The sequence below is a fragment of the uncultured Oribacterium sp. genome, assembly GCF_902481605.1.
GTDB classification, from domain to species: Bacteria; Bacillota; Clostridia; order Lachnospirales; family Lachnospiraceae; genus Oribacterium; species Oribacterium sinus.
Window position 1 is genome coordinate 34230 of record NZ_CABSXI010000014.1, and the last position, 11082, is coordinate 45311.

Below are 11082 nucleotides of genomic sequence, written 5' to 3' on the forward strand. Positions count from 1 at the left end.
GATTTCTCCTCTCGATTAGAATACTAGTCCGGCTTCTCTTGCAGCATCTGCAAGGGCCTGAACCTTACCATGATACAGGAAGCCGCCTCTGTCGAATACCACTTCCTTAACTCCCTTTGCCAATGCCTTCTCAGCGATGGCCTTACCTACATACTGAGCTGCCTCAACATTGTCGGTAAACTGCAAATTCGCATTCTTATCTAAGGTAGAAGCTGCACACAGGGTATTCCCTGCAGCGTCATCAATAAGCTGTGCATACATGTGCTTATTGGAACGAAAAACCGCAAGACGTGGTCTCTCAGGAGTACCAGATAAACGGTTTCTGATTCTTGCGTGCTTTTTTTGACGAAGCTCGGCTTTATTTTTCTTGCTAACCATTCTACTTTCCTCCTATTATTTCTTACCAGTCTTACCGACTTTACGACGAATGACCTCGGTAGAGTACTTAATTCCCTTACCCTTATAAGGCTCCGGTGCTCTCTTAGAGCGGATTTCCGCAGCATACTGGCCAACCTTCTCTTTGTCGATTCCTCTGACAAATACGGTGTTGGCTCCCTCTAATACGGTCTCCAAGCCTTCCGGATCTTCCATGGTTACAGGGTGAGAATATCCTAAAGTCAAAGTCAAGGTCTTACCCTGCTTTGCCGCTCTGTATCCTACACCATTGATTTCCAGCTTCTTCTCGTAACCGTTGCTTACACCTTCAACCATGTTGAACAGTAAAGCTCTGGATAATCCGTGAAGAGACTTCTCTTTCTTATTGTCATTTGGACGAGTAACCACTAAGTGGCCATCCTCTTCCTTAATTGTGATTTCTTTTGCAAAGGTTCTCTCTAAGGTTCCCTTTGGTCCCTTTACCTTTACTACATTGTCCTTAATCTCAACAGTAACGCCTGCCGGGATCGCGACCGGTAACTTTCCGATACGTGACATAGTATACTCCTCTCTTAAATTCTCAGTAAAATACTGTTTTCAGAAAATATATTCCGACAGATTACCATACAAAGGCAAGGACTTCTCCGCCTACACCCTTTTGTCTTGCTTCCTTGTCGGTGATTACACCCTGGTTTGTGGAAATGATTGCTGTACCTAGTCCACCAAGTACTCTAGGCATATTTTCTTTGCCGGCGTATACACGAAGACCCGGCTTGGAAATTCTACGAATTCCGGAAATGATCTTCTCATTCTTGTTGGAACCGTACTTCAGTCCGATCTTAATGTCCTGGAATTTTCCATTTTCAACTAACTCGCAGCTGGAAATGTAACCTTCCTTCAGAAGAATCTCAGCAATAGACTGCTTCATCTTAGATGCTGGGATACATACGCTGTCATGTTTTGCAGTGTTTGCATTACGAATTCTTGTAAGCATATCTGCGATTGGATCACTCATACTCATTTTTACGGATATCCTTTCTTTTTATCTATGAGGATGCGCCCTATGCACTATCCTCTTTGCAAACGAAATATCGAATGCTTATGCAATCGATATTCGTTTTACAATCATTTTACCAAGATGCTTTTCTCACCCCTGGAATCTCTCCCTTATATGCTAACTCACGGAAGCATACACGGCAGATTCCGTACTTACGAAGTACAGAGTGGGGACGTCCACAAATCTTACATCTTGTGTATTCTCTTGTGGAGAACTTTGCAGGTCTCTGCTGCTTTAATTTCATTGATAATTTAGCCATTTTTTCCTCCGATTATTTCGCAAAAGGCATATTGAACAGGGTAAGAAGCTCTCTGGACTCTTCGTCAGTCTTTGCAGTTGTAACGAAGATGATATCCATTCCTCTAACCTTATCTACCTTGTCGAACTCGATTTCAGGGAAAATAATCTGCTCTTTGATTCCAAGGGCATAGTTTCCTCTACCATCGAAGGCATTGGGGTTCACACCACGGAAGTCTCTTACTCGAGGAAGAGCCAAGTTGATCAAACGATCAGCGAACTCGTACATCTTCTCTCCGCGAAGAGTAACCTTACATCCAATTGCCTGTCCCTCTCTGATCTTGAAGTTCGCAACGGACTTTCTTGCCTTTGTTGTTACAGCATGCTGTCCGGTAATGATCTCTAAATCACGTACTGCACTGTCGAGAACCTTGGAATTTTCTTTTGCTTCACCAACACCCATGTTGATGACGATTTTTTCAAGCTTTGGAATTTCGTTAACATTCTTATAGTTAAACTTCTTCTGCATAGCTTCTTTGATTTCGCTATTGTAAATTTCCTTTAATCTAGCCATCCTTTATTCCTCCTTTCTCTTAGTCAATAACCTTACCGGTCTTCTTAGCCACACGAACCTTCTTGCCATTCTCAAGCTTGAATCCTACGCGAGTAGCCTGTCCATCAACAACAAGCATTACATTGGATGCATCCAAAGCTGCTTCCTTACGAACAATTCCGCCCTGTGGGTTAGCCTGACTTGGCTTCTGGTGCTTGGTTACCATGTTGCAACCTTCTACCACTACCTTGTTGGTCTTTGGATCGAAGGATAAAACCTTACCCTGCTTACCATTGTCCTTACCGGTAATGATCTTTACCATATCGTCTTTCTTAATTCTACGCATCTGGCTCCCCTCCTTATAATACTTCCGGTGCGAGGGATACGATCTTCATGTAACCATGATCTCTTAACTCTCTTGCTACCGGTCCAAAGATACGGGTGCCCTTTGCGGTATTATCCTCCTTGAGGATAACTGCTGCGTTCTCATCGAAACGGATATAGCTACCATCTTTTCTTCTGGTCTCATCCACTGTACGAACCACAACGGCCTTTACAACGTCACCCTTCTTAACCTGTCCGCCGGGAATAGCGTCCTTTACGGAAGCTACAATGATGTCTCCGATGGCGGCATATCTTCTGGTAGAGCCTCCCATAACACGGATGCAAAGAAGCTCTCTTGCACCTGTGTTATCAGCAACTCTAAGTCTTGTTTCCTGCTGAATCATATATGCTCCTTCCTTGCTCCTATATTACTTCGCCTTCTCAATGATGGAAGTAAGTCTCCATCTCTTGGTCTTAGATAAAGGTCTGGTTGCCATTACCTTAACTGTATCTCCCTCACCAGCCTCATTGTTCTCATCATGAGCGTAAATCTTAACGGTACGCTTTACGATTTTTCCAATAAGAGGGTGCTTCACGTGATCTTCAATAGCGATAACGATGGTCTTGTCCATCTTTGCACTAACCACCTTACCGGTACGGGTTTTTCTCAGATTTCTTTCCATTATTCTGTTCTCCCTTCTCACGCTTTCGCTTTCTCAGTGATAACAGTCTGAATCCGAGCGATGTTTTTCCGAACCTCGGTAATGCGGGCTGTATTATCCAACTGATTGGTTGCATTCTGGAATCGCAGATTGAAAAGTTCTTTCTTTGCGGAAACCAGCTCTTCATTCAGCTGCTCAGCTGACTTTGCCTTCAGCTCTTCTAAATATGTTTTCTTTTTCATTAGTTATCACCGCCTTCCAGATCTGCCTTTGCGACGATTTTGCAGTTACAAGGAAGCTTGTGAGAAGCAAGACGTAACGCCTCTCTTGCAATTTCCTCCGGTACACCGGCAATCTCAAATAACACGCGTCCCGGCTTAACTACTGCAACCCAGTACTCTGTAGCACCCTTTCCGGATCCCATACGTACTCCCAAGGGCTTTGCAGATACAGGCTTGTCTGGAAAAATGTCGATCCAAACCTTACCGCCACGCTTAATGTATCTTGTAAGGGCAACTCTGGCTGCCTCGATCTGATTGGATCTAATCCAACAAGGTTCAGTGGAAATAATTCCGAATTCTCCATGGCTAACGGTATTGCCTCTAGTAGCCTTACCGGTCATTCTTCCGCGCATCTGCTTACGGAATTTCGTTCTCTTAGGCATTAACATAATTATTTCTCGCTCCCTTCCTTATTTTTCTTGGCAGGAAGTACCTCGCCCTTGTAAATCCATACCTTTACTCCTAATTTTCCATAGGTAGTATCGGCCTCAGCAAATCCATAATCGATATCTGCACGAAGAGTCTGAAGAGGAATTGTTCCCTCGCTATAGAACTCACGTCTTGCGATATCCGCTCCGCCCAAACGTCCACCAACGGAAGCCTTAATTCCCAAAGCTCCTGCCTTCATGGTTCTGGACATAGCCTGCTTCAAAGCTCTACGGAAAGATACACGGTTCTCTAAGGACAACGCGATACTTTCTGCAACAAGCTGTGCATCTCTATCCGGTCTCTTGATTTCCTTGATATCGATGAAGATGTTCTTGTTGGTAATCTTCTGAACATCCTTCTTTAACTTCTCGATTTCCGCTCCGCCCTTACCGATAACGTATCCGGGCTTAGCAGTAAATACGATAATGCGAACCTTATCCTCAGCCGCTCTCTCGATTTCAATCTTAGAGACATTTGCGGAATACAGCTTCTTCTTTAAAAATTCTCTGATCTTGTGATCTTCGATAAGATTATCTGCAAAGTTTTTCTTGTCTGCATACCACTTAGAATCCCAGTCCTTAATGATACCGACTCTCATACCGTGCGGATTGACTTTCTGTCCCATTCCTTGCCTCCTTACTTTCTTTCGTCCAGAATAACAGTGATGTGTGAGCTTCTCTTGAAGATTCTGTAAGCTCTACCCTGTGCTCTTGGGTGGATTCTCTTTAATGTTGGAGCTGCATTTGCGAAGCACTCTGCAACATAAAGATTCTCTCTATTCATATTGTTATTGTTTTCTGCATTAGCAGCTGCGGACGCAAGAAGTTTCTTAACCAATGTGGAAGCATATCTTGGGTTATAGGTAACGATTCCCAATGCCTCTTCCAAGCCCTTGCCACGAATAGCATCTAAAACAAAGCAAGCTTTCTGTACAGACACTCTAGCATAAGAAAGCTTAGCGGAAGGTCTTTTATCTTTATTTGCATTTCTCTCTCTTTTAATCTGAGATCTATGACCTTTTGACATTGTTCATGTCCTCCTTTCAATTATGCAGATTATCCTTTTCTCTCGTCGCCGTTACCATGATGTCCACGGTAAGTTCTGGTGGCAACGAATTCGCCAAGCTTGTGTCCGACCATATCCTCTGTGATATATACAGGAACATGCTTTCTTCCGTCATGAATAGCAATGGTGTGACCTACAAATGACGGGAAGATTGTGGAACGACGAGACCAAGTTTTCACTACTGTCTTTTGATTCTGTGCATTCAGTGCATCCACAGCCTTTAAAAGACTCTGATCTGCAAATGGTCCTTTTTTAATAGAACGTGCCATTTTTCTTTCTCCTCCTCAATTATTTGATGGCTCTACCATCACGTCTTCTTACGATAAGCTTATTGGAAAGCTTCTTCTTGTTTCTGGTCTTCAAACCAAGTGCAGGCTTACCCCAAGGTGTGCTAGGTCCGCTCCGTCCGATAGGAGCTCTACCTTCTCCACCTCCGTGTGGGTGGTCGTTAGGGTTCATAACAGATCCGCGAACTGTTGGACGGATACCCATGTGACGCTTTCTTCCCGCCTTACCAAGATTGATGAGGTTGTGGTCTCCGTTACCTACTACACCGATGGTTGCACGGCACTCGATAGGAACCATTCTCATTTCTCCGGAAGGAAGTCTTAAGGTTGCATACTTTCCTTCTCTCGCCATAAGCTGTGCTGCATTTCCTGCGGAACGAACCAGCTGCGCTCCCTTACCGGGCTTTAACTCGATAGCATGAATTTCGGAACCTACAGGGATAGCGGACAATGGTAAGCAGTTTCCTACTCTTGCCTCTGCCTCTGCTCCGGACATAACCTTCATCCCGTCAGTCAAACCGTTAGGTGCAAGGATGTATGCCTTGGATCCGTCTGCATAAGAGAGAAGTGCGATGTTTGCGGAACGGTTTGGATCGTACTCGATACCTACAACAGTTGCCACAATGCCGTCCTTACTGTTTCTCTTAAAGTCGATAATTCTGTACTTCTGCTTATTTCCACCACCGTGGTGACGAACAGTGATCTTACCCTGGTTATTTCTACCGGCAGTCTTTTTATTCTTAGCCAAAAGAGATTTTTCCGGTGTCTTCTTGGTAACTTCAGCGAAGTCGGAACCGGTCATATTTCTTCTGGACGGTGTATAAGCTTTATATGTCTTAATACCCATTTTACTTTTTCTCCTTCTTTCTGCGTATAATTGAGAAATTTTTTCACGCAGTTCTTAGCAATTTACAGTGCGCTGAAAATCTCGATTTCTTTAGACTCAGCAGTCAATGTAACGATTGCCTTCTTAGTCTTAGCTGTCTTTCCGAATACCATCCCTCTTCTCTTCTTCTTTCCGTCAAGGTTCATGGTGTTAACAGCCTTTACCTTTGTTCCTTCGAACATCTTCTCTACAGCTTCTCTGATCTGAATCTTGTTAGCTTCAGGATTTACCAGGAAGGTGTACTTTTTCTCGCTCATGTCTGCCATGGACTTCTCAGTCACAACAGGGCGAAGAATCACATCGAAATATTGTAAGTTAGCCATTATGCGTATACCTCCTCAAGTTTTAAAAGAGCCGCCTTTGTAGCTAATACAGTGCCGTACTTCAAAACATCGTAAACGTTTAACTCGTTAACCTGAGCTGTCTTTACATTCTGAATATTTCTTGCAGAAAGCACAGTATTCTGATCATTCTGATCCAGAAGAACGAAAGCCTTGTTTACCTTGAAAGCGTCTAACATGCTCTGGAAGTTCTTGGTCTTGATTTCGTCGAAACGAATCTCATCCAATACAATAAGCTTGTTCTCTGCTACTGCGTTAGACAGTGCAGACTTTAACGCTGCTCTCTTTTCCTTCTTGTTCATGCCGGTGGTGTAATCTCTTGGAGTCGGGGCAAATACTACTCCACCACCCTTCCACTGCGGGGCACGAATGGAACCTTGTCTTGCATGACCTGTTCCCTTTTGTCTCCAAGGCTTTCTTCCGCCTCCGGAAACCTCTGCACGAGTAAGGGCTTTCTGTGTTCCCTGACGCTTGTTAGCAAGCTGTGCAACTACTGCGAGGTGTAATAAGTGCTCGTGAACCGGTGCTGCGAAAATCGCATCATTCAGATCCATCTTGCCAACTTCCTTACCCTGCATATTAAATACAGATACGTTAGCCATTAGTATGTTCCTCCTTCCTTCTCGTCTTAGGACTTAACAGCTTCTTTGATGGTTACAAGAGCCTTCTTTGGTCCCGGAACCGCACCCTTTACCAGGATTAATCCCTGTTCTGCATCAACCTTCACTACAGTAAGGTTCTGAGTAGTAACCTTTACCGCACCCATGTGAGAGGGCATTCCCTTACCGGGAAGTACTCTGGATGGTGTTGCAGATGTACCGTTAGATCCCTGATGACGATGGAACTTAGAACCGTGGGTCATTGGTCCTCTGTGCTGTCCATATTTCTTAATAGCAGATGCAAATCCCTTACCCTTGGAAGTAGCACTTACGTCTACCTTATCTCCCTCGGCAAAGATATCTGCCTTAATCTCATCTTTAACCTTATACTCTTCTGCATTCTCAAAACGGAATTCTCTTAAGAATCTCTTGTAAGAAACGCCGGCCTTGTCGAACTGTCCCTTAAGAGGCTTGTTCACCAGCTTCTCTCTCTTCTCTAAAAATCCCACCTGAACTGCCTTGTAACCGTCGTTCTCAAGGGTCTTTACCTGGGTAACCACGCAAGGACCGGCCTGCAGTACAGTTACTGGAATCAACACACCATTTTCATCCCAAATCTGTGTCATTCCTACTTTTGTTGCCAAAATAGCTTTCTTCATCTGTTCTCCTTTCTACAGCGGAACCGTAATCGGTTCATACTAGAATTATTTGTTTTTCATCTTGATGTCTACGAAAACACCTGCGGGCATCTCCAATCTCTGTAAGCTGTCCATGGTCTTCTGGTTAGGATTGATGACATCAATCAATCTCTTGTGGGTTCTCTGCTCAAACTGCTCGCGAGAATCCTTGTACTTGTGCACCGCACGAAGAATTGTTACAACTTCCTTCTTTGTCGGAAGAGGTACTGGGCCGGAAACCTGAGAACCTGTCTTCTTGCAGTTCTCTACGATTTTTGCGGCTGATTCGTCCACAAGGCCATGCTCGTAAGCCTTGAGGGTGATTCTCATTACTTGACTTGCCATAAAAAAAGTCGCCTCCTATCGGGTTATTGACGATAAGTTGGTGACTGTACACGTTTCCGCGCGTATCTTTTAAAAATACACACGCCGCACCCGCTGCTTGGTGCTTAGATTGTAGTACAGTGACCTGCCGTCAGTTTCAAAACTTGACATTCGCTCCAGAAAGCTCTCTGTAGAAACTTATACATTACTGCTTTCATTTCTATAGTAATCTTTTCCTTCAACGCTATCATGCCACAGCCGTACTAAAATACCATATCCCCGGCCGGAAAGCAAGATTTATCCCGCTTTTTTTGCACAAAATCAAAAACATAAGCAAAACAACTTATCACCAAGAATCCATGTTTCCGGATTCAATTCCACGCTACCGTGCGTGTCGCATAAGTATAATAGAAAAAAGAAGCCTTGTAAAGACTTCTTTCTCTCGGATTATGAAAAGTTTAGATTTGCTTGGTATCGGAAAAACTGTTTTTGATCTATCCTTGGAAAATGCCCGCACTCCAACAGGCTGAAGCACCGAGAAGTTTCTCCGCGCTGTAAAGCTTTTCCGCACGTGAAATCGGCTGTAATCAGGAATTCGCCTCTGCCGATATTTTCGTCAAAAAATTCTCCGTATAGTCCTGTGTTCCATCCGGTTCGATCCACATCGCTTCCACATCCGTTCCGCCATCCTGAAACTTCTTCAGAAGTGCCTTTCCCTCTTCCACATCCAGAATAAAAAGAGCCGTAGAAAGTCCATCTGCAAGGCCGGAGTCCTTGGTCAAAATACTTACGGAACGATGGCTGTCGGCAGGCATCCTTGTTCTCGGGTCTACAATGTGAGCATAGCGCTTACCGTTTACCACATAAAAACGCTCATAATCTCCGCTGGTTACCAAAGAAGTATCTTCAATTTCTCCGGCCACCGCAAACTGCTCCGTATCCTGTCCATCCACATAAAAGGGATTTTCCACGGGGCAAACCCAGCGTTTTCCATCTCCCCTTTTCCCGATAGCCCGGAGGTTACCTCCGATATTCAGTAAATAATGCTTGGCTCCGGCTTGTTCCAATAGCTCTGTTGCCCTTTCCACGGACCAACCCTTGGCAATGCCGCCTACATCCAGCCTAAGCTCCGGATCTTGAAAGTACACGGTGGAGTTTGCTTCATCCAATATCAAATCTTCAATATTACAATGCTTGGAAGCCTCTAAAAGAGCTGTTTCCTCCGGAAGCCTTGCATTTTCCGGATTGGCAATGCCCGCCTCCCGATAGTCATGCCAGATGCGAAGGACAGCTCCGTAGGCGATATTTACCTCTCCGTCTGTCTTTTCATAGATTTCCTTTCCGAACTTCAGTAAGGCCATAATCTCCGGATCCACCTTCACCGGAGCAGTGCCGGCATTTTCATTTACATACTTTAAGTTCTGTACCCCGGGATAATCGTCATACACATCGAAGAGCTGATGGAGCTCCTGCAGGCGCTTATGCACTGCTTTGAAGTTTTTCTGAAAATCCCCTTCATTTCCCTCGTAGCCGATGACCAGAGAAACCGTATCAAAGACATCCATAAACTGGTCTTGATAACGATTCTTCTTTCCACAAGCGCTAAGAATAAGGCAGACACCGAGGACAAGACAGGCACTAAGGACAAGATAAGACTTGCGAAGGCGTGCAAAAGAAAAAGAAGTATGAGGCAATGTCTTTTTAGTGCTCACGATACAAAATCCCCTCTTCCTCTTTGTGACGGGCAAACCATTCCTTTACATAAGGACAGGTGGGAAGGATTTTTCCATCCTCTGCCCTGACCTCTGCAATGGCCTTTTCCACCAAGGCCCCTGCAATTCCCTGCCCCCGCAGAGAGGGATCCACAAAGGTATGGTCAAATTCATAGACCTTTTCCTCTGCCTTATAATAAGGAAAGGTTATTTCCGCCAGGACTTTTCCGTCCTCTTCATAACGAATCTGATGCTTCTCTATCTTCCATTCCATAAACTGCTCCTTTCCAAAAAACAAAAAATCCTCCTTTGATTTTTCGATAAATCTATGCTTTGGCTTTCAACAGAAAAAAGCAAGGATATCTATTTGCGGCAAAGTTAGTTTACTATAACATTTTTTCTTCACAAAAAAAAGCTTCTTTTTCCTTTGGCTGAACTGAAACAATCTCCCCATGGGGAGAACCTGTCCGCTTTATGGAAAAGAAACTTTTTTCTCTTTTGAACCTTCTCTTTTGAACCTTCTCTTTTATTTCTTATAAGGAAATAACTTGAGCTCTCCTTTGTTATATTCTCCCAAATAGACCTCGTGTATACTTTGATAGCCCTGCTTTTTCAATTCCTCTTGAAGCCATTCCTTGTTTTTTCCGATAATGGTCAGAATATTATTCTGAAGGTGACCATCGGTAATCAGGGGGAATTTCGGATTCTCCTCACCGTATTTTACAATAATCAGCTGTCCGTTCTGCTCACAAACAGCTCTTTTCACCTCTGTTACGGAATATACCCGATTGGTTCGTAATTTAAAGGAAAGATCGTGGGCGGAAAGTCCCAGCTTTTTGCAGTTATCATAGAGTATAACGCCCTCATCCACTACGGGAAGGGCAATACCGTCCAGGACCTGCTTCATTTTCACATTGTGCATCTTCACATAGCGAAGCAGCAGAACCAGACCGCACCAAATCGCCAGTACCGCCAGATATTCCCAGATTTTGATGTTGTCGTTATAAATTACGCCGCCGATAATACCACCCAATACATAGTTTTGCACCGCATCGGAGGCTGTGCTGGGCGCCAGATTGCCTTTTCCGGAAATGTTTATGACAAAAATCAAAGCTAAAAAGCCGATAAATAACTTTTCCGCCACCAAAATGAATTCCTGCATCCTCTTGCCTCCTAACGTTTAATCACTACCACCCGTCAAACGGGTGGTTTGCTCGAGGCTATAAGCCCCTGCTACTGGCCAGCGTCTAAAGGCGCTGGCTTTCATTTTGGG

The 11082-nt window shown here is 44.3% G+C and carries 21 protein-coding genes; all 21 read right to left on the minus strand.

What is annotated here, in order from left to right; genetic code table 11:
* Nucleotides 1-15 precede the first annotated feature (15 nt).
* Nucleotides 16-378, minus strand: coding sequence for a 50S ribosomal protein L18 (rplR, locus tag RDQ32_RS04125; protein ID WP_007157664.1), 363 nt, complete (start codon nucleotides 376-378; stop codon nucleotides 16-18).
* 15 nt (nucleotides 379-393) lie between these two features.
* A complete protein-coding gene (gene rplF, locus RDQ32_RS04130) occupies nucleotides 394-933 on the minus strand; it encodes a 50S ribosomal protein L6 (protein WP_007157665.1) in 540 nt (179 codons plus the stop codon).
* A gap of 61 nt (nucleotides 934-994) precedes the next feature.
* Nucleotides 995-1396: a 30S ribosomal protein S8 gene (gene rpsH / locus RDQ32_RS04135; RefSeq protein ID WP_183683842.1), complete on the minus strand. Its 402-nt coding sequence runs from the start codon at nucleotides 1394-1396 to the stop codon at nucleotides 995-997.
* Nucleotides 1397-1505: 109 nt separating this feature from the next.
* Nucleotides 1506-1691, minus strand: coding sequence for a type Z 30S ribosomal protein S14 (locus tag RDQ32_RS04140; protein WP_007157667.1), 186 nt, complete (start codon nucleotides 1689-1691; stop codon nucleotides 1506-1508).
* Nucleotides 1692-1703: 12 nt separating this feature from the next.
* Nucleotides 1704-2243, minus strand: a complete 540-nt coding sequence (rplE, locus tag RDQ32_RS04145; protein WP_007157668.1) for a 50S ribosomal protein L5 — start codon at nucleotides 2241-2243, stop codon at nucleotides 1704-1706.
* Between the two features lie 19 nt (nucleotides 2244-2262).
* A complete protein-coding gene (gene rplX, locus RDQ32_RS04150; protein WP_183683843.1) occupies nucleotides 2263-2568 on the minus strand; it encodes a 50S ribosomal protein L24 in 306 nt (101 codons plus the stop codon).
* 13 nt (nucleotides 2569-2581) lie between these two features.
* Nucleotides 2582-2950 (minus strand): 50S ribosomal protein L14, encoded by a 369-nt coding sequence (gene rplN / locus RDQ32_RS04155; protein WP_007157670.1) that lies wholly within the window; start codon nucleotides 2948-2950, stop codon nucleotides 2582-2584.
* A 24-nt stretch (nucleotides 2951-2974) separates the two neighbouring features.
* Nucleotides 2975-3229, minus strand: a complete 255-nt coding sequence (gene rpsQ / locus RDQ32_RS04160; protein ID WP_007157671.1) for a 30S ribosomal protein S17 — start codon at nucleotides 3227-3229, stop codon at nucleotides 2975-2977.
* Between the two features lie 17 nt (nucleotides 3230-3246).
* Nucleotides 3247-3450 carry a 50S ribosomal protein L29 gene (gene rpmC / locus RDQ32_RS04165; protein WP_007157672.1) on the minus strand — a complete coding sequence of 68 codons (204 nt, stop codon included), beginning with the start codon at nucleotides 3448-3450 and terminating at the stop codon, nucleotides 3247-3249.
* The gene (gene rplP / locus RDQ32_RS04170) at nucleotides 3450-3878 is read right to left on the minus strand and encodes a 50S ribosomal protein L16 (RefSeq protein ID WP_007157673.1); all 429 of its coding nucleotides are present in this window, start codon (nucleotides 3876-3878) and stop codon (nucleotides 3450-3452) included. Before rplP ends, rpmC begins: the two co-directional genes overlap by 1 nt.
* Before the next feature lie 2 nt (nucleotides 3879-3880).
* Nucleotides 3881-4543 carry a 30S ribosomal protein S3 gene (gene rpsC / locus RDQ32_RS04175; RefSeq protein WP_007157674.1) on the minus strand — a complete coding sequence of 221 codons (663 nt, stop codon included), beginning with the start codon at nucleotides 4541-4543 and terminating at the stop codon, nucleotides 3881-3883.
* Nucleotides 4544-4554: 11 nt separating this feature from the next.
* A complete protein-coding gene (rplV, locus tag RDQ32_RS04180; RefSeq protein WP_007157675.1) occupies nucleotides 4555-4944 on the minus strand; it encodes a 50S ribosomal protein L22 in 390 nt (129 codons plus the stop codon).
* Nucleotides 4945-4973: 29 nt separating this feature from the next.
* Nucleotides 4974-5252: a 30S ribosomal protein S19 gene (gene rpsS, locus RDQ32_RS04185; RefSeq protein WP_298479056.1), complete on the minus strand. Its 279-nt coding sequence runs from the start codon at nucleotides 5250-5252 to the stop codon at nucleotides 4974-4976.
* Nucleotides 5253-5271: 19 nt separating this feature from the next.
* Nucleotides 5272-6117: a 50S ribosomal protein L2 gene (gene rplB, locus RDQ32_RS04190; RefSeq protein ID WP_007157677.1), complete on the minus strand. Its 846-nt coding sequence runs from the start codon at nucleotides 6115-6117 to the stop codon at nucleotides 5272-5274.
* 62 nt (nucleotides 6118-6179) lie between these two features.
* Nucleotides 6180-6479 (minus strand): 50S ribosomal protein L23, encoded by a 300-nt coding sequence (gene rplW / locus RDQ32_RS04195; protein ID WP_007157678.1) that lies wholly within the window; start codon nucleotides 6477-6479, stop codon nucleotides 6180-6182.
* Complete coding sequence (gene rplD / locus RDQ32_RS04200; protein WP_007157679.1) at nucleotides 6479-7099, minus strand: 50S ribosomal protein L4; 621 nt, start codon at nucleotides 7097-7099, stop codon at nucleotides 6479-6481. The genes rplW and rplD overlap by 1 nt, the downstream gene beginning before the upstream one ends.
* Before the next feature lie 26 nt (nucleotides 7100-7125).
* Complete coding sequence (gene rplC / locus RDQ32_RS04205; RefSeq protein ID WP_183683845.1) at nucleotides 7126-7755, minus strand: 50S ribosomal protein L3; 630 nt, start codon at nucleotides 7753-7755, stop codon at nucleotides 7126-7128.
* 45 nt (nucleotides 7756-7800) lie between these two features.
* The gene (gene rpsJ / locus RDQ32_RS04210) at nucleotides 7801-8118 is read right to left on the minus strand and encodes a 30S ribosomal protein S10 (protein ID WP_007157682.1); all 318 of its coding nucleotides are present in this window, start codon (nucleotides 8116-8118) and stop codon (nucleotides 7801-7803) included.
* Between the two features lie 566 nt (nucleotides 8119-8684).
* The gene (locus RDQ32_RS04215; protein WP_308579225.1) at nucleotides 8685-9809 is read right to left on the minus strand and encodes an FAD:protein FMN transferase; all 1125 of its coding nucleotides are present in this window, start codon (nucleotides 9807-9809) and stop codon (nucleotides 8685-8687) included.
* Entirely contained in the window at nucleotides 9799-10107 is a 309-nt protein-coding gene (locus RDQ32_RS04220) for a GNAT family N-acetyltransferase (RefSeq protein ID WP_304069239.1), read from the minus strand. Before RDQ32_RS04220 ends, RDQ32_RS04215 begins: the two co-directional genes overlap by 11 nt.
* A gap of 228 nt (nucleotides 10108-10335) precedes the next feature.
* Entirely contained in the window at nucleotides 10336-10971 is a 636-nt protein-coding gene (locus RDQ32_RS04225; RefSeq protein WP_304069241.1) for a DUF421 domain-containing protein, read from the minus strand.
* Nucleotides 10972-11082: the final 111 nt, after the last annotated feature.